The sequence below is a fragment of the Stenotrophomonas sp. PFBMAA-4 genome (genome assembly GCF_030053215.1).
Lineage (GTDB): Bacteria > Pseudomonadota > Gammaproteobacteria > Xanthomonadales > Xanthomonadaceae > Stenotrophomonas.
The window spans coordinates 75,574-91,541 of the sequence record NZ_JASGBW010000008.1; the positions used below are offsets into that span (position 1 = coordinate 75,574).

General features: G+C 68.1%; 14 protein-coding genes and 1 other RNA gene. 14 read left to right on the forward strand and 1 reads right to left on the reverse strand.

Annotation, left to right across the window (positions count from 1 at the left end):
* Positions 1 to 88 precede the first annotated feature (88 nt).
* An RNA gene (rnpB, locus tag QMZ26_RS07435) (RNase P RNA component class A) lies at positions 89 to 440 on the forward strand.
* Between the two features lie 80 nt (positions 441 to 520).
* Here the strand turns inward: rnpB and QMZ26_RS07440 are convergent.
* Positions 521 to 1,270, reverse strand: a complete 750-nt coding sequence (locus QMZ26_RS07440; RefSeq protein ID WP_283221053.1) for an NRDE family protein — start codon at positions 1,268 to 1,270, stop codon at positions 521 to 523.
* Positions 1,271 to 1,593: 323 nt separating this feature from the next.
* Between QMZ26_RS07440 and mraZ the strand changes: the two genes are divergently transcribed.
* The 13 genes from mraZ to ftsA are packed head-to-tail and all read left to right on the forward strand — an operon-like array spanning position 1,594 to position 15,928.
* Positions 1,594 to 2,040 carry a division/cell wall cluster transcriptional repressor MraZ gene (gene mraZ / locus QMZ26_RS07445; RefSeq protein ID WP_004143635.1) on the forward strand — a complete coding sequence of 149 codons (447 nt, stop codon included), beginning with the start codon at positions 1,594 to 1,596 and terminating at the stop codon, positions 2,038 to 2,040.
* A 14-nt stretch (positions 2,041 to 2,054) separates the two neighbouring features.
* Positions 2,055 to 3,023 carry a 16S rRNA (cytosine(1402)-N(4))-methyltransferase RsmH gene (gene rsmH / locus QMZ26_RS07450; RefSeq protein ID WP_079220623.1) on the forward strand — a complete coding sequence of 323 codons (969 nt, stop codon included), beginning with the start codon at positions 2,055 to 2,057 and terminating at the stop codon, positions 3,021 to 3,023.
* Positions 3,020 to 3,283 carry a cell division protein FtsL gene (gene ftsL, locus QMZ26_RS07455; protein WP_079220624.1) on the forward strand — a complete coding sequence of 88 codons (264 nt, stop codon included), beginning with the start codon at positions 3,020 to 3,022 and terminating at the stop codon, positions 3,281 to 3,283. The genes rsmH and ftsL overlap by 4 nt, the downstream gene beginning before the upstream one ends.
* Positions 3,280 to 5,127: a penicillin-binding protein 2 gene (locus tag QMZ26_RS07460; RefSeq protein ID WP_200733241.1), complete on the forward strand. Its 1,848-nt coding sequence runs from the start codon at positions 3,280 to 3,282 to the stop codon at positions 5,125 to 5,127. Before ftsL ends, QMZ26_RS07460 begins: the two co-directional genes overlap by 4 nt.
* Positions 5,124 to 6,632, forward strand: a complete 1,509-nt coding sequence (locus QMZ26_RS07465) for a UDP-N-acetylmuramoyl-L-alanyl-D-glutamate--2,6-diaminopimelate ligase (RefSeq protein WP_283221054.1) — start codon at positions 5,124 to 5,126, stop codon at positions 6,630 to 6,632. Before QMZ26_RS07460 ends, QMZ26_RS07465 begins: the two co-directional genes overlap by 4 nt.
* Positions 6,629 to 8,023, forward strand: coding sequence for a UDP-N-acetylmuramoyl-tripeptide--D-alanyl-D-alanine ligase (gene murF / locus QMZ26_RS07470; RefSeq protein ID WP_283221055.1), 1,395 nt, complete (start codon positions 6,629 to 6,631; stop codon positions 8,021 to 8,023). Before QMZ26_RS07465 ends, murF begins: the two co-directional genes overlap by 4 nt.
* A complete protein-coding gene (mraY, locus tag QMZ26_RS07475; RefSeq protein ID WP_079220628.1) occupies positions 8,013 to 9,098 on the forward strand; it encodes a phospho-N-acetylmuramoyl-pentapeptide-transferase in 1,086 nt (361 codons plus the stop codon). Before murF ends, mraY begins: the two co-directional genes overlap by 11 nt.
* A gap of 2 nt (positions 9,099 to 9,100) precedes the next feature.
* Positions 9,101 to 10,420, forward strand: a complete 1,320-nt coding sequence (gene ftsW / locus QMZ26_RS07480; RefSeq protein ID WP_283221056.1) for a putative lipid II flippase FtsW — start codon at positions 9,101 to 9,103, stop codon at positions 10,418 to 10,420.
* Positions 10,417 to 11,514, forward strand: coding sequence for an undecaprenyldiphospho-muramoylpentapeptide beta-N-acetylglucosaminyltransferase (gene murG, locus QMZ26_RS07485; RefSeq protein WP_283221057.1), 1,098 nt, complete (start codon positions 10,417 to 10,419; stop codon positions 11,512 to 11,514). Before ftsW ends, murG begins: the two co-directional genes overlap by 4 nt.
* A gap of 40 nt (positions 11,515 to 11,554) precedes the next feature.
* A complete protein-coding gene (gene murC / locus QMZ26_RS07490) occupies positions 11,555 to 12,991 on the forward strand; it encodes a UDP-N-acetylmuramate--L-alanine ligase (protein WP_200733245.1) in 1,437 nt (478 codons plus the stop codon).
* Positions 12,988 to 13,950, forward strand: a complete 963-nt coding sequence (locus QMZ26_RS07495; RefSeq protein ID WP_283221058.1) for a D-alanine--D-alanine ligase — start codon at positions 12,988 to 12,990, stop codon at positions 13,948 to 13,950. The genes murC and QMZ26_RS07495 overlap by 4 nt, the downstream gene beginning before the upstream one ends.
* Positions 13,947 to 14,696 carry a cell division protein FtsQ/DivIB gene (locus tag QMZ26_RS07500; RefSeq protein ID WP_200733247.1) on the forward strand — a complete coding sequence of 250 codons (750 nt, stop codon included), beginning with the start codon at positions 13,947 to 13,949 and terminating at the stop codon, positions 14,694 to 14,696. Before QMZ26_RS07495 ends, QMZ26_RS07500 begins: the two co-directional genes overlap by 4 nt.
* Positions 14,693 to 15,928 carry a cell division protein FtsA gene (gene ftsA, locus QMZ26_RS07505; RefSeq protein WP_079220634.1) on the forward strand — a complete coding sequence of 412 codons (1,236 nt, stop codon included), beginning with the start codon at positions 14,693 to 14,695 and terminating at the stop codon, positions 15,926 to 15,928. Before QMZ26_RS07500 ends, ftsA begins: the two co-directional genes overlap by 4 nt.
* Positions 15,929 to 15,968: the final 40 nt, after the last annotated feature.

Here is a 15,968-nt window from a genome sequence, read left to right on the forward strand (position 1 = left end):
GCCACGCATGGCGTGGCTCTACCACCCCATGCAGGTGCCGCGATCAGCACGGCAGAAAAGGCGTGCGTGCGCTAGAATGCGCGTTGGCGGAGCCGGCCAGACAGTCGCGTCATCCCTTCGGGGGTGCCGAGGAAAGTCCGGGCTCCATAGGGCAAGGTGCCAGGTAACGCCTGGGCGGCGCAAGCCGACGGAAAGTGCAACAGAAAGATACCGCCTACGTCTTCTTCGGAAGGCCGGTAAGGGTGAAATGGTGCGGTAAGAGCGCACCGCGAGTCTGGCAACAGACCGGCACGGCAAACCCCACCTGGAGCAAGACCAAATAGGGATCCATTGGCGCGGCCCGCGTTGGATCCGGGTAGGTTGCTTGAGCGTTGCGGTGACGTAACGCCTAGAGGAATGACTGTCCACGACAGAACCCGGCTTATCGGCCGGCTCCGCCTCCATTTCTTGAATCGGCAATTGCCCGAATCGGCAATTCCATCCACGCATGGCGTGGATCTACCGGGTACGCGCGATCAATTCAGAAGTCGACGCGGCTTTCGCCCAGGAACACACCCTGCGCGCCGAAGCGGCGTTCGTGCATCTGCCCATGGCCGGCGGCATCGATCAGCAGCACCGTGCTGGCGCGCGTGCCGTAGTCGTCGCCACGGATGAAGGCCGGGCTCAGCCAGCGCTCGCGCTCCAGGCCGATGCCGGTGTCGGGCAGCTCGCTGTCGGCGGGGCGGTGCTCGTCGGCGAGGGCGGCCCAGAGCGGGGCCAGGTCTCCATCTACTTCCAGCCACGCCGAGAGGGCATCCATCAACCTGCGGGTCTTCGGCCAGGGTGCGTCCAGTGCGCCGTTGGACATGCCGTGCACGCCCGGGCCCAGGGTCTGACGCTCGGCCGGATGGTTGCCCAGATACTCAAGGCTGTCGCTATCGGCCAACAGCAGGTTGAACGGGGCATACGCCGCGGCGATGCCGGCCAGACGGTCCATGTGCATGGCGGCCGGTTCGCGGCCGCGCAGGAAATCGGCCACCAGCGCACCGCGCGACGGGCCCGCCTGGGCGGCCAGCGGGTCACGCACGTTGGTGACCACGGCCATGCGCCCGGCACTGCCTGCACCGGCCCAGCCACCGCCCGAACGCAGGTCGCGCCCGCCGATGATGGACGGCTCGTCCTGCCAGGGGGCCAGGGCCGCCGTCGGGCGGGCGTGGAACTCATCGCGGTTGCCGGTCATCACCAGTCGCCAGCGCGGGTGATGCAACCAGCCAAGAGCAAGCAGGCACATGGCGTCATTGTGCCCGGTTTGCGCAGAGCGACGCCGCTTTCAACCCGTTTTTGATGAATGCGCAGCCCATGTTTCACGCGCTCTCCACACCCCTGAACTTCTGTTCAATCTCAAAAATTGAGACGGATCAGCAACTTGTGGATAAGCCTTGAACAATTCTCTAAACATTGCTGCAAGCCATTGATGTGGCTGGCGATTTCCCCGCTGAAAAGTTGTTGACAACCCTAGGGCCGCTGCTAAGGTGGGCATCAGAGGGAAATCCGGGTGTTTTGTGGGTTTTCGTGGTTCAATGTTTCACCGGGCGAAGGAAAGGTGCACGCGTCGTGTTCCAGGGCGAGACGGCCATCACAGTTGACGATAAAGGACGCATGGCGGTTCCCACCGCCTACCGCGACCTCGTCGCGCGTGCCAGCAACAACCGTCTCGTTCTTACCTACAACCCGTTCGAAGCCGGCTGCCTGTGGCTGTATGCCGAATCGGAATGGGAACGGGTCCGCGACGACGTGATGTCCAAGCCCAACACCCAGCGTGTCGTGCGCCTGTTGCAGCAGAAGCTGGTCGGTTCGGCCGCCCATCTCGAGCTGGACGGCAACGGTCGTATCAGCATTCCCGCCAGCCACCGCGGTGCGGTGGGCATTGAAAAAAAGGCGGTATTGCTCGGTATGGGCGACAAGTTCGAATTGTGGAGCGAGCAGGCGCATCGGGCCCTGATCCAGCAGACATTGTCTGACGAGGATCTGGGTGATGGGTTGCTCGACCTGAAGTTGTGAGCCGGGGTGCCCGGATGCGCCCAGAAGCGCAGACCGGTCACCTTCCGGTGTCGCAGTCGCCGGCGGTGCACCTGCCGGTCCTGTACACCCAGGTCATTGACGGCCTGAGGGTGATCGAAAACGGACGTTATCTGGATGGCACGTTCGGTCGTGGCGGTCATGCACGTGGCGTGCTCACCCAGTTGGGCCCGGAGGGGCGCCTGCTGGTCATGGACAAGGATCCGGAAGCCATCGCCGTAGCCGAGCGCGATTTCGCGCCGGACCCGCGCGTGTCCATTTTCCGCGGCAGCTTCGCCCAGCTGCTGCAGTGGGATGCGACGGCCGAGGGCCTGGATGGCGTGCTGTTCGACCTCGGCGTGTCCTCGCCGCAGCTGGACGTGGCCGAGCGGGGTTTCAGCTTCGGCAAGGACGGCCCGCTGGACATGCGCATGGACCCGGACAGCGGCGAAAGCGCGGCGCAGTGGATCAACCGCGTCGAAGACCGCGAGATTGCCGATGTGCTGTGGACCTACGGCGAAGAGCGGCAGAGCCGCCGCATCGCCCGTGCCATCGTCGCCCGCCGCGAGAAGCAGCCGTTCACCCGCACCGCCGAACTGGCCGAGCTGATCGCTTCGGTGATGCCGCGTGGCAAGGACAAGATTCACCCGGCCACGCGCAGCTTCCAGGCCATCCGCATCCACATCAACCGCGAGCTGGCCGATCTGGAAGCCGGGCTCGATGCGGCCGTGGAGCGGCTCAAGCCCGGTGGCCGCCTGGCGGTGATCAGCTTCCACTCGCTGGAAGACCGCATCGTCAAGCAGTACATGAACCGCCTGGCCAAGGCGCCGCCGGCCAACCGCCGCCTGCCCGAGGCCGTGGCGTTCGTGCCGACCCTGGATCTGATCGGCGGTGCCATCAAGGCCACCGATGAAGAACTGGCCGCCAACCCGCGTGCCCGCAGCGCCGTGCTGCGCGTGGCACAGAAGCGGGAGGCCGATGCATGAGCCGGCTGCTGCTGATCATCCTGTTGGCCTGCACCGTGGCCTCGGCGATCGGCGTCGTGTTCGTGCGTCACCGTCATCGGCAGACGTTCATCGAGCTGTCGCGTGCCGAGCGCACGCGTGATGACATCAACCTGGAATTCGGCCGCCTGCAGCTGGAACAGGCCACCCTGGCTGAAGCCAACCGCGTCGACCGGGTGGCCCGCGAGAAGCTGGGCATGAAGTTCCCCGAAGCCGCCGACGTGGTGGTGGTGCGCCCATGAGCAAGACCGGCCGCAACCGCCCGCGCAACGCCTTCAACCTGCGCCAGCGCCTGCGCTGGGTCGCGCTGGCGCTCGGCCTGTGCTCGGTGTCGCTGGTCGGTCGCGCGGCGTACGTGCAGATCATCAACAGCGATTTCTACCAGCGCCAGGGCGAGGCGCGCTACCTGCGCGAACTGCCGATCAAGACCTCGCGCGGCATGATCACCGACCGCAACGGCGAGCCGCTGGCGGTGTCCACCCCGGTCGCTTCGATCTGGGTGAACCCGCAGGACCTGCTGCGCGCGCCGGACCGCATCCCCGAACTGGCCCAGGCCGTGGGCATGTCGGTGGACGAGCTGAGCAGCCGCCTGTCGCAGAAGTCGGACAAGGAATTCATGTACCTGCGCCGCCGGATCAATCCGGACGAGGCAGAGAAGGTGGTCGCGCTGAAGATTCCGGGCGTGGCCGCGCAGCGCGAGTTCCGCCGCTTCTACCCGCAGGGTGAGGCGATGGCGCACGTGCTGGGCTTCACCAACATCGATGACCGCGGCCAGGAAGGCCTGGAACTGGCCTTCGACGAATGGCTGCGCGGCAAGGCCGGCGCCAAGCGGGTGATCCGCAACCGCAAGGGCGAGACGGTGGAGAGCGACCTGCTGCGCGCCGCCGAGCCGGGCAAGGACCTGACCCTCAGCATCGACCGCCGCATCCAGTACCTGGCCTTCAAGGAACTGCGCAGTGCGCTGGTGGCCAACAAGGCTGCCGGTGGTTCGATGGTGATCATGGACGTGGCTACGGGCGAAATCCTGGCCATGGTCAACCTGCCGACCTACAACCCGAATTCGCTCAATGGTGCCGTGCCCGATACGCGCCGCAACCGTGCCGTGACCGACCTGGTCGAGCCGGGCTCGACGATGAAGCCCCTGACCATCGCCACCGCGCTGCAGTCCGGTGCGGTGACCAAGGACACCATCATCGACACGAACCCGGGCTACATGCAGGTGGCCCGCTTCACCATCCGTGACGTGCCGCGCAACAACGGCGTGCTCAACGTGACCGGCGTGATCACCCGCAGCTCGAACATCGGCGCGGCCAAGATCGCGGCGAAGATGACCGACCAGACCTTCTATGACGGCGTGCGCCGCTTCGGTTACGGCTCGGTGCCGCACAGCGGTTTTCCCGGTGAATCCGGTGGCGTGGTGCGCCGCCCGGGCAACTGGGATGGCGCCACCAAGACCACCATGTCCTACGGCTATGGCCTGAACGTGACGCCGCTGCAGATCGCTACCGCCTACTCGGCGCTGGCCAACGGCGGCAAGCTGATCGCCCCGACCTTCGTGAAGGGCCAGCGCAACGAAGGCAAGCAGATCATCGACGAGAACGTGGCCAAGGAAGTCGTGGCCATGATGGAAACGGTGGTGACCCAGGGCGGCGCCAAGCAGGCGGCCGTGCTCGGCTACCACGTGGCCGGCAAGACCGGCACCGCGCGCAAGGCCGGCCCGGGGGGTTACGAGCGTGGCCACTACAACTCGCTGTTCGCCGGCGTGGTGCCGGCCACCAACCCGCGCTTCGCCACGGTCATCGTCATCAACGACCCGCAGGGCGGCAAGTTCTATGGCGGCCTTGTCTCGGCGCCGGTGTACCACAACGTGATGGAAGGCACCCTGCGCCTGATGGACGTCCCGCTGGACGACCTGCAGTCGTGGCTGGCCGCCCAGCAGTCGGGAAAGATGGGGCATTCGGCCTCCATCCTGCCGGCGCCGCCGGCCGAGGCCGCGCTGCCGGCCGATGCCGCCGCCGAATTCGACGCCGCGCTGCCCAGCGCGCAGAACCATGTGCCGGCCCCGCCCGCGGGAGGCACGCAATGAGTCCTTCGATGTTGCTTTCGCAGTTGCTTCCGGACGTTGCCCTGGCGGGCAATGATCCCGTCCTGACCGGCCTGGTGCTGGACAGCCGTGCCGTGCGCCCCGGCAACGCCTTCGTCGCCATCGCCGGTTTCGGCGCGCATGGCCTGGGCTTTGTCGAACAGGCGCGTGCGGCCGGTGCCAGCGCCATCCTGTTCGAGCCGCCGGCCCCGGCCGAGCTGCCGGCGCCGGCCGATGCCATCGCCGTGCCGGGCCTGCGCGCGCGCCTCGGCGCGATGGCCGACCAGTTCCATGGCGCGCCCTCGCGCGCGATGACGATGGTGGGCGTGACCGGCACCAACGGCAAAACCTCCACCGTGCAGCTGCTGGCCCAGGCCTGGCACCTTCTCGGCACGCCCAGTGGCAGTATCGGCACGTTGGGTGCCGGACTTTATGGTTCGATCGAGCCGACCGGCTTCACCACGCCGCTGGTGCTGCAGATGCATGCGCTGCTGGCGCAGCTGCGCAACGACGGTGCGCGCGCGGTGGCGATGGAAGTCAGCTCGCACGCGCTGGACCAGGGCCGCGTGGATGCCGTGCACTACGACGTGGCGGTGTTCACCAACCTCACCCGCGACCACCTGGACTACCACGGTGACATGGCCAGCTACGGCGCGGCCAAGGCGCGCCTGTTCCACCGACCGGGCCTGAAGGCGGCGGTGGTGAACCTGGACGATGCCTTCGGTCGCCAGCTGTTTGCCGGCCTGCCGGCCAGCGTGCAGGCCATCGGCCTGAGCTCGCGCGGTGCGGCCGATGCCCGCGTGCGTGCGGAGAACCTGCAGCTGGACGGTCGCGGCATCGGCTTCGAGCTGGTCATCGATGGCGCGCGCGCTGCCGTGCAGTCGCCGCTGCTGGGCCGCTTCAACGTGGATAACCTGCTGGCGGTGGCCGGCAGCCTGCATGCACTGGGCGAACCGGTCGAGCGCATCGCCGAAGTGCTGTCGGCACTGCAGCCGATCCGTGGCCGCATGAACCGCCTGGGTGGCGAAGATGGCCTGCCGACCGTGGTGGTCGACTACGCCCACACCCCCGACGCGCTGGAACAGGCACTGGACAGCCTGCACGGCCACCTGCAGGGCACGCTGTACTGCGTGTTCGGCTGCGGTGGCGAGCGCGATACCGGCAAGCGCCCGCAGATGGCCGCCATCGCCGAGCGCCTGGCCAACCAGGTCATCGTTACCGACGACAACCCGCGTGGCGAGGATGGCGATGTGATCGTCGCCGACATCCTCGCGGGCTTCACCGATGCCTCGGCCGTGACCGTGCAGCGCAGCCGCGCGCGTGCGATCGGCCTGGCGGTGAAGCGTGCTGGCGCGGGCGACATCATCCTGATCGCCGGCAAGGGCCACGAGCCCTACCAGGAAGTCAACGGCGTGCGCCACGACTTCGACGACACCGAAGTGTCGGCTGCCGCGCTGGCCGCGAAAGCCGGTGTGATCGCAGCGCAGGCAGGGGAGGGCATCGCATGAAGCGCACCCTGCTTTCGCTGATCGCGCACTGGGCCGGTGGCGAGATCCACGGCGACGACGTGGCCATCGATGCGGTCAGCAATGACACCCGCAGCCTGGGCGCGGGCACCCTGTACGTGGCCCTGCGCGGCGAGCGTTTCGACGGCCATGATTTCGCCGCCGATGCGCAGGCGCGTGGTGCCAGCGCGCTGCTGGTCGAGCGCCTGCTGCCGCTGGACGTGCCGCAGGTGCTGGTGGCCGACAGCGAACTGGCCCTGGCGAAGATTGCCGCCGGCATGCAGCGCGACCGCGACACCGAGGTGTTCGCGATCACCGGCAGCAACGGCAAGACCAGCGTGAAGAGCCTGCTGCTGGCGATCCTGCAGCAGGTGGCCGCGCACGCGCACAAGGTGGTCTACGCCAACCCGGGCAACCGCAACAACGAGATCGGCCTGCCGCTGGCGGTGATCGATGCACCGGAAGATGCCGACTACGCCGTCTACGAGATGGGTGCCGGCAAGCCGGGCGACATCGCCTACCTGACCGACATCGCCCGCCCGCGCTATGCGCTGGTCAACAACATCGCCCCGGCCCATCTGGAACGCATGGGCAGCCTGCTTGGCGTGGCGATGACCAAGGGCGCGATCTACGCCGCGCTGCCGGCCGATGGCGTGGCCGTCATCAATGTCGATGATGCCTACGGCCGCTGGTTCGAACAGCATTTCGTCGGCACCCCGGCGCGCTGCAAAGTGCTGCGCTACAGCCTGGACCATAGTGCCGACGTCACCGCGCGCGACATCCGCGGCGGTGCGCAGGGCAGCCAGTTCACCTTGGTTTCGCCGATGGGCGAGGCCCGCGTGGCGCTCGGCCTGCCGGGCCGGCACAACGTCAGCAATGCGCTGGCCGCCGCCAGCCTGGCCCTGGCCGCCGGCATCGACCTGGCCCTGGTGGCGTCGGGCCTGGCCGCCGCGCAGCCGGTGCCGGGCCGCCAGATCGCCCATCAGCTGCACAACGGTGCGGTGCTGGTGGACGACAGCTACAACGCCAACCCCGGCTCGCTGGCCGCCGCCATCGATGCCCTGGCCGCCGCCCCGGAAGAGGGCTGGCTGGTGCTGGGCGACATGCGCGAGCTGGGCCCGGATGCCGAAGCCCTGCACGCGCAGGCCGGCCTGCGTGCGCGCGCCGCCGGTCTCAAGCGCCTGTATGCACTGGGCCCGCTCAGTGCCGCCGCCGCCACCGCCTTCGGCGAAGGCGGCCGTCATTTCCCCACCCATGACGCGCTGTCGCAGGCGCTGAAGGACGAGCTGCACGCTGGCGTGCGCTGCCTGGTCAAGGGTTCCCGTGGCAGCGCCATGGACACGATTGTCAAAGCGCTGCTGGCGCAAGGAGAGGATTCCCCGCATGTTGTATGAACTGGCTCGATGGTTGCAGCAGTTGGAGAGCCTGTTCGGGCTGTTCAACTACCAGACGTTCCGCGCCATCCTTGCCGCGCTGACGGCCCTGTTCCTGTCGCTGTGGCTCGGCCCGGCGGTGATCCGCCGGCTTGCCCAGTTCAAGGGCGGCCAGCCGATCCGTACCGACGGCCCGCAGACCCACTTCGTCAAGGCCGGCACGCCCACCATGGGCGGTTCGCTGATCCTGCTCACCGTCACCCTGTCGGTGCTGATGTGGGCCGACCTGCGCAACCGCTACGTGTGGCTGGTGCTGGCGGTGATGCTGTGCTTCGGCGCCATCGGCTGGTACGACGACTGGATCAAGATCGTGCGCCGTGACCCGAACGGCCTGGCCTCGCGCTGGAAGTACCTGCTGCAGTCGATCTTCGGCCTGGCTGCGGGCATCTTCCTGCTGCAGACCGCCGACGTGCCGGCGGCGCTGACCTTCTACATCCCGATGTTCAAGTCGATCGCGCTGCCGCTGGCCGGCATCAGCTTCGTGGCCATCGCCTATTTCTGGATCGTCGGCTTCTCCAACGCGGTCAACCTGACCGACGGCCTGGACGGCCTGGCGATCATGCCGACCGTGCTGGTGGCCTGCGGCCTGGGCGTGTTCGCCTATGCCTCGGGCAACGTGGTGTTCGCAAACTACCTGCAGATCCCGCAGATCCCCGGTGCCGGTGAGCTGGTCATCATCTGCGCGGCCATCGCCGGTGCTGGCCTGGGCTTCCTGTGGTTCAACACCTACCCGGCCATGGTCTTCATGGGCGACATCGGCGCGCTGGCGCTGGGTGCGGTGCTGGGCACGATCGCCGTCATCACCCGCCAGGAGCTGGTGCTGGTGATCATGGGCGGCGTGTTCGTCATCGAAACCCTGTCGGTTATGATCCAGGTGGCCTCGTTCAAGCTGACCGGCAAGCGCGTGTTCCGCATGGCGCCGATCCACCACCACTTCGAGCTGAAGGGCTGGCCGGAGCCGCGCGTGATCGTGCGCTTCTGGATCATCTCGGTCGTGCTCGTGCTGATCGGCCTTGCCACCCTGAAGGTGCGCTGAGAATGAACGACCTGTCCCGCCAGGCAACACGCCTCGAAGCCATCGAAGGCAGCTACGACAAGTGGCTGCTGGGCGCGATCATCGCGCTCACGGGCATTGGCGTGGTCATGGTGGCGTCCAGCTCGATCGCGCTGATGAGCAGCCCGTTCTACTACCTCAACCGCCACCTGATCTTCCTGGCGGTGGGCATCGTGCTGGCGGTCGTCGCCGCCCGCACCGAGCTGAAGTCGATCGAGCAGTACAACCAGCTGCTGCTGCTGGGCTGCTTCGTGCTGCTGCTGGCGGTGTTCACGCCGGGCCTGGGCAGCACCGTCAACGGCGCGCGCCGCTGGATCAACCTGGGCATCTCCAAGTTCCAGACGGTCGAAGCGGTGAAGGTCCTCTACATCGTCTGGCTGTCCAGCTACCTGGTGCGTTTCCGCGACGAGGTCAATGCGACCTGGCCGGCGATGCTCAAGCCGCTGGGCGTGGCCGGTGCGCTGGTGGTGCTGCTGCTGCTGCAGCCGGACTTCGGTTCGTCCACCCTGCTGCTGGCGATCACCGCCGGCATGCTGGTGCTGGGTGGCGTCAACATGCCGCGCATGTCGATGCCGGTGATCATCGGCCTGGTCGGCATGAGCGCGCTGGCGATCATCGAGCCGTACCGCATGCGCCGCATCACCTCCTTCCTGGACCCGTGGGCCGACCAGCAGGGCGACGGCTACCAGCTGTCCAACGCGCTGATGGCCGTGGGCCGTGGCGAGTGGACCGGCGTGGGCCTGGGCAACTCGGTGCAGAAGCTGTACTACCTGCCCGAAGCGCATACCGACTTCATCTTCTCGGTCACCGCCGAGGAATTCGGCTTCCTGGGCACCTGCGTGATCGTGGCCCTGTACGCGCTGCTGGTCGGCCGCACCTTCTGGCTGGGCATGCGCTGCGTGGAAATGAAGCGCCACTTCTCCGGCTACATCGCCTTCGGCATCGGCCTGTGGATCAGCATGCAGACCTTTGTCTCGATCGGCGTGAACCTGGGCATCCTGCCGACCAAGGGCCTGACCCTGCCGCTGATCTCGTCGGGCGGTTCGTCCGTGCTGATGACCTGCGTGGCGATGGGCCTGCTGCTGCGCGTGTCCTATGAACTGAAGCGCGCCGAGCGCCGCCAGGCCGTGCGCATCGGTGGTGGCGAAGACGTCGTGGCCGCGCCCGTGCCGGAGCCGGCCGCGCCGGCCGCCGCCAGTGCGCCGATGGGCGCCGAACCGGTGGCTGCCGCTGCACCGGCGGCCGCACGTGGCACCAGCCGCCTGCAGTCGCGCATCGAACCGACCTTCGGGAGGCTGTCATGAGCACCGCCTCCACCCCGACCACCCAGGCCCGCCCGGTGATGATCCTGGCCGGCGGTACCGGTGGCCACATCTTCCCCGGCCTGGCCGTGGCCCGCGTGCTGCGCCAGCGCGGCGTGCCGGTCACCTGGATGGGGGCCGACGGTGCGATGGAAACCCGCCTGGTGCCGCAGCACGACATTCCGATCGACACGCTGGCCATCACCGGCCTGCGCGGCAAGGGCAAGCTGGCCCTGCTGGGCGCGCCGTGGCGGCTGATGCGCGCCCTGCGCGCGGCCGGCATGATCATCCGCAAGCGCCAGCCGCGTGCCGTGGTCGCCTTCGGTGGTTTCGCCTCCGGCCCCGGCGGCATGGCCACGCGCCTGCATGGCCTGCCGTTGCTGGTGCACGAACAGAACCGTGCGCCGGGCATGACCAACCGCATCCTGGCCCGCTACGCGCGCCGCCTGCTGACCGGTTTCCCGGGCACCTTCGCCAAGGGCGAGGAGTTCGTGGGCAACCCGGTGCGCGCGGAGATCGCCGCCATCGCGCCGCCGGAACAGCGCTTCGCCGATCGCCAGGGCCCGCTGCGGCTGCTGGTGGTGGGCGGCAGCCAGGGCGCGCGCGCACTCAACACCGGCGTGCCGCAGGCCATTGCTGCACTGGGCAGTGCCGTGCCGGTGCAGGTGCGCCACCAGAGCGGCGAGAAGCTGCATGCCGAAGCGGTCGAGGCGTATGCCAAGGCCGTCGTGCAGGCTGAAATCACCCCGTTCATCGCCGACATGGCCGAGGCCTTCGCATGGGCCGACCTGGTGGTGTGCCGCGCGGGCGCGTCCACCCTGGCCGAGCTGTGCGCCGTGGGTGTGGGCAGCGTGCTGGTGCCGTTCCCCGCCGCCGTCGACGATCACCAGACCCGCAATGCGGAGTACCTGGTCGAGCGCGACGCGGCCGTGTTGCTGAAGCAGGATGGAACGCTGGCCGACGGCATTGCCGCACTGCTGCGCGAACTGTCCGAAAATCCCGCCCGCCGCATGCAGATGGCGCAAGCCGCGCGTGCGCTGGCCAAGGTCGATGCCGCCGAGCGCATCGCCGATATCATTCTTGAGGAAGCTGTATGAAGAAGGCCCGCTACTGCGCCTGCCACGCGCGAGGCCGCGCATGATCCGCCGCCTGCACGACACCAACGACCTGGTGCGCGCGTTCCCGCGCGTGCATTTCGTCGGCATCGGCGGTACCGGCATGAGCGGCATCGCCGAAGTGATGCTGACGCTGGGCTATGAAGTGTCAGGTTCGGACAACGCCGACAACGCGGCCACCCGCCGCCTGGCTGGCCTGGGGGCGCGCATCATGCGTGGCCACTCGGCGGCCAACGTGCTGGGCACCGACTGCGTGGTGGTGTCCAGCGCCATCCGCGAAGACAACCCGGAACTGATGGAAGCGCGCAGCCAGCGCATTCCGATCATGCCGCGCGCGGCCATGCTGGCCGAGCTGATGCGCTTCCGCCGCGGCATCGCCGTGGCCGGCACGCACGGCAAGACCACCACCACCAGCCTGACCGCTGCGGTGCTGAGCGAAGGTGGCCTGGACCCGACGTTCGTGATCGGTGGCCAGCTGCTGGCCGCCGGTGCCAACGCCAAGCTCGGTGGTGGCCAGTGGCTGGTGGCCGAGGCCGACGAAAGCGACGGCAGCTTCCTGCGCCTGAACCCGCTGATGTCGATCATCACGAACATCGATGCCGACCACCTGGAAAACTACGGCAACGATTTCGCCCGCGTGCAGGCGGCGTTCGCCGAGTTCCTGCAGCGCCTGCCGTTCTACGGCCTGGCCGTGCTGTGCATCGACGACCCGGAAGTGGCCGCACTGGCGGCGAAGACCCCGCGCCACGTGATGAGCTACGGCATGAGCCCGCAGGCCGACGTGCGCGCCGAGAACGTGGTGCAGGAAGGCTCGCGCATGCGCTTCACCCTGCGCCTGCCGCAGGGCACCAGCCAGGAAGTGGTGCTGGCCCTGCCGGGCAAGCACAACGTGCTGAACGCGCTGGCCGCCGCTGCGGTCGGCTGGCAGCTGGGCGTGGCCCCGGACGCGATCGCGCGTGCACTGGAAAGCTTCGCCGGCGTCGGCCGCCGCTTCAACGACCTGGGCGAAGTGACCACCGCCAGCGGCGCCAAGGTGCGCATCATCGACGACTACGGCCACCACCCCAGCGAGCTGGAAGCGGTGTTCGCCGCCGCCCGTGGTGGCTGGACCGACAAGCGCCTGGTGGTGGCGTTCCAGCCGCACCGCTACAGCCGTACCCGCGACCAGTTCGACAAGTTTGCCGCCGTGCTGTCCAGCGTCGATGCGCTGGTGCTGAGCGAGGTCTACCCGGCCGGCGAAGAGCCGATTGCCGGTGCCGATTCGCACGCCCTGGCCCGCGCCATCCGTGCGCGTGGCCGCAGCGAACCGGTGGTGGTGGGCAAGGCGGCCGAGCTGGCCAGCGTGCTGCCGGACGTGCTGCAGGACGGTGACCTGCTGCTGATGATGGGGGCGGGCGACATCGGCGCCGTCGCCAGCCACATCGCCGTGGAAGGCTTCAAGGCGGAGGGCCAGGCGTGAGCGCACTGACCTTCCCGCCGCTGCGCGCCACCGACCCGGCCGTGTTCGGCCGCGTCGCGGTGCTGCTGGGCGGCAGTTCCAGCGAACGCGAGGTGTCGCTGGATTCGGGCCGCAACGTACTTGAAGCGCTGCAGTCGCGCGGCGTCGATGCGGTTGCCGTGGATGGCATCCCGGCGCTGGCCACGGCGCTGGCCGCCGGCGGCATCGACCGCGTGTTCAACATCCTGCACGGCCACAACGGTGGTGGTGAGGACGGCATCGTGCAGGGCCTGATGGACGCCTTTGGCGTGCCGTACACCGGTTCTGACGTGCTGGGTTCGGCGCTGAGCATGGACAAGATCCGCACCAAGCAGGTGTGGCTGTCGCTGGGCCTGCCGACCCCGCAGTACCGCAAGGTGACCGCGGAGAACGTGCATGCCAATGCGGCCGAACTCGGCCTGCCGGTGGTGGTCAAGCCGGCCAACGAGGGTTCCAGCGTGGGCATCAGCCGGGTGACCGACGAGGCAGGCCTGGACGAAGCGGTGGCTCTGGCTGCGCGCTACGACGGCCAGCTGCTGATGGAACAGATGGTGGTGGGTGACGAACTGACCGTGGCCATCCTTGGTGACGTCGCGCTGCCGTCGATCCGCATCGTGCCCAAGGGCCAGTGGTACGACTACAACGCCAAGTACATCGCCGAGGACACCCAGTACCTGTGCCCGGGCCTGGACGGCGCTGACGAAGAAGAAATCCGCCGCATCGCCCTGGCCGCGTTCCGCGCTGCCGGCTGCCGTGGCTGGGGCCGCGTGGACGTGATGCGCGACCGCGCCAGCGGCCGCTTCTTCCTGCTGGAAGTGAATACCGCGCCGGGCATGACCAGCCACTCGCTGGTGCCCAAGGCTGCAGCGCAGGCTGGCATCGGGTTCGAGGAACTGGTGTGGCGCGTGCTGGAACAGACTCTGGAGGCAACGCACGCATGAACGCGCTGCTGCGCATCTTCGTCTGGCTGTTGGCCCTGTCGGTGGTTGCACTGCCGGTGGTGGCCGTGGTCAATGGCTGGGTCGGCGCCGAGCGCTGGCCGCTGGCGAAGCTGCGCGTGCACGGTGAGTTCAAGCGGGTGCCGCCGGAACAGCTGCAGCAGGTGCTGCTGCCGTACGCGCATGCCGGCTTCTTCGCGGTCAAGCTGCAGGACGCGCAGGACGCCCTGGAAAAGCTGCCGTGGGTGGAAAGCGCGCAGGTGCGCAAGCAGTGGCCGGACGTGCTGGAAGTGACCCTGGTCGAGCACAAGCCGTTCGCGCGCTGGGGCGAAGGCCGCCTGCTCTCCGAGCAGGGCAAGCTGTTCCCCACGCCGAAGAAGCTGGCCGACCTGCAGCTGCCCGAGCTGGATGGCCCGGACAGCCAGACCGAAGAAGTGGTGAAGCTGTACAACGATGCGCGCGCGCTGTTCGCACCGGCCGGTGTGGACGTGCGCCGCCTGACCATGGATGCGCGCGGCAGCTGGTCGCTGCTGCTGAGCAATGGCACCGAAGTGGTGGTCGGCCGTGACGATGCCCGCTCGCGCCTGCAGCGCTTCGTGCGCGTGCTGCCGCAGCTGGCCAACCAGGCTGCGCCGATCGAGCGCGCCGACCTCCGATACACCAATGGTTTCACCCTGAGCTGGGGAACGCCGGCCACGCCGGCCGGCGCACCCGCGACCCCGGCCAGACGAACGCAGGAAAGGACATGAATCGCAAGGGTGACAAATCGCTGATCGTCGGCCTGGATATCGGCACCTCCAAGGTGGTGGCGCTGGTGGGCGAGTATTCGCCGGGCAACCCGATCGAAGTGATCGGCATCGGCTCGCACGAATCGCGCGGGCTGAAGCGTGGCGTGGTGGTGGACATCGAATCGACCGTGCAGTCGATCCAGCGTGCGGTGGAAGAAGCCGAGCTGATGGCCGGCTGCGAGATCCGCTCGGTGTACGCCTCCATTTCCGGCAACCACGTGCAGTGCAAGAACTCGCCCGGCATCGTGCCGATCCGCGACGGCGAAGTGACCTGGGGTGACCTGGATCGCGTGCTGGATGCGGCCAAGGCGGTGGCGATCCCGGCTGACCAGAAGATCCTGCATGCGATCCCGCGCGAGTACGTGCTGGATGATTCGCAGGAAGGCATCCGCAACCCGGTCGGCATGACCGGCGTGCGCCTGGAAGTGCATGCCCACCTGGTGGTCTGCGCACAGTCCGCGGCGGCCAACATCAGCAAGTGCGTGCAGCGCTGCGGCCTGCAGGTGGACGATCTGGTGCTGTCCTCGCTGGCCTCCAGCGTGGCGGTGCTGACCGCCGACGAAAAAGAACTGGGCGTGGTGCTGGTGGACATGGGCGCCGGCACTACCGACATCGCCGTGTTCGTGCAGGGCGCGATCTGCCACACCGCGTCGCTGCCGATCGCCGGCGACCACGTGACCAATGACATCGCGCACATGCTGCGCACGCCGACCCCGGAAGCCGAGCAGATCAAGGTGCGCTACGCCTGCGCCCTGGCCCAGCTGGCCACCGCCGAGGAAAGCATCCAGGTGCCGTCGGTGGGCGACCGTCCGCCGCGCCGCATGCCGCGCCATTCGCTGGCGCAGGCAGTGCAGGGCCGTTACGAAGAGATCTTCGAGATGGTGCAGGCCGAACTGCGCCGCTCCGGCTTCGAGGAACTGGTGCGCGCCGGCCTGGTGCTGACCGGTGGTGCTTCGAAGATGGAAGGCGTGGTCGAACTGGCCGAGGAAATGCTGCAGATGCCGGTCCGCGTGGGCATTCCGCAGCACGTCACCGGCCTCGGCGAAGTGGTGGGCAACCCGGTGCATGCCACCGGCGTGGGCCTGCTGCTGATGGGCAGCCAGAACGAGCATCCGCGCCGGCCGTCGCTGCCGACCGGACGCGCGGGCAGCATGTTCAAGAAACTCAAGACCTGGTTCCGCGGCGAATTCTGACGCGGAACCTGCACCACCCGGGTCCGCCCGGTTGCATTAC

What these genes read in the sequence shown, in the direction of transcription:
- QMZ26_RS07440 (WP_283221053.1), bottom strand. Translation starts at nt 1,270, where the DNA reads ATGTGCCTGCTTGCTCTTGGCTGGTTGCATCACCCGCGCTGGCGACTG.
- rsmH (WP_079220623.1), top strand. Translation starts at nt 2,055, where the DNA reads ATGCGCCCAGAAGCGCAGACCGGTCACCTTCCGGTGTCGCAGTCGCCG.
- ftsL (WP_079220624.1), top strand. Translation starts at nt 3,020, where the DNA reads ATGAGCCGGCTGCTGCTGATCATCCTGTTGGCCTGCACCGTGGCCTCG.
- QMZ26_RS07460 (WP_200733241.1), top strand. Translation starts at nt 3,280, where the DNA reads ATGAGCAAGACCGGCCGCAACCGCCCGCGCAACGCCTTCAACCTGCGC.
- QMZ26_RS07465 (WP_283221054.1), top strand. Translation starts at nt 5,124, where the DNA reads ATGAGTCCTTCGATGTTGCTTTCGCAGTTGCTTCCGGACGTTGCCCTG.
- murF (WP_283221055.1), top strand. Translation starts at nt 6,629, where the DNA reads ATGAAGCGCACCCTGCTTTCGCTGATCGCGCACTGGGCCGGTGGCGAG.
- mraY (WP_079220628.1), top strand. Translation starts at nt 8,013, where the DNA reads ATGTTGTATGAACTGGCTCGATGGTTGCAGCAGTTGGAGAGCCTGTTC.
- ftsW (WP_283221056.1), top strand. Translation starts at nt 9,101, where the DNA reads ATGAACGACCTGTCCCGCCAGGCAACACGCCTCGAAGCCATCGAAGGC.
- murG (WP_283221057.1), top strand. Translation starts at nt 10,417, where the DNA reads ATGAGCACCGCCTCCACCCCGACCACCCAGGCCCGCCCGGTGATGATC.
- murC (WP_200733245.1), top strand. Translation starts at nt 11,555, where the DNA reads ATGATCCGCCGCCTGCACGACACCAACGACCTGGTGCGCGCGTTCCCG.
- QMZ26_RS07500 (WP_200733247.1), top strand. Translation starts at nt 13,947, where the DNA reads ATGAACGCGCTGCTGCGCATCTTCGTCTGGCTGTTGGCCCTGTCGGTG.
- ftsA (WP_079220634.1), top strand. Translation starts at nt 14,693, where the DNA reads ATGAATCGCAAGGGTGACAAATCGCTGATCGTCGGCCTGGATATCGGC.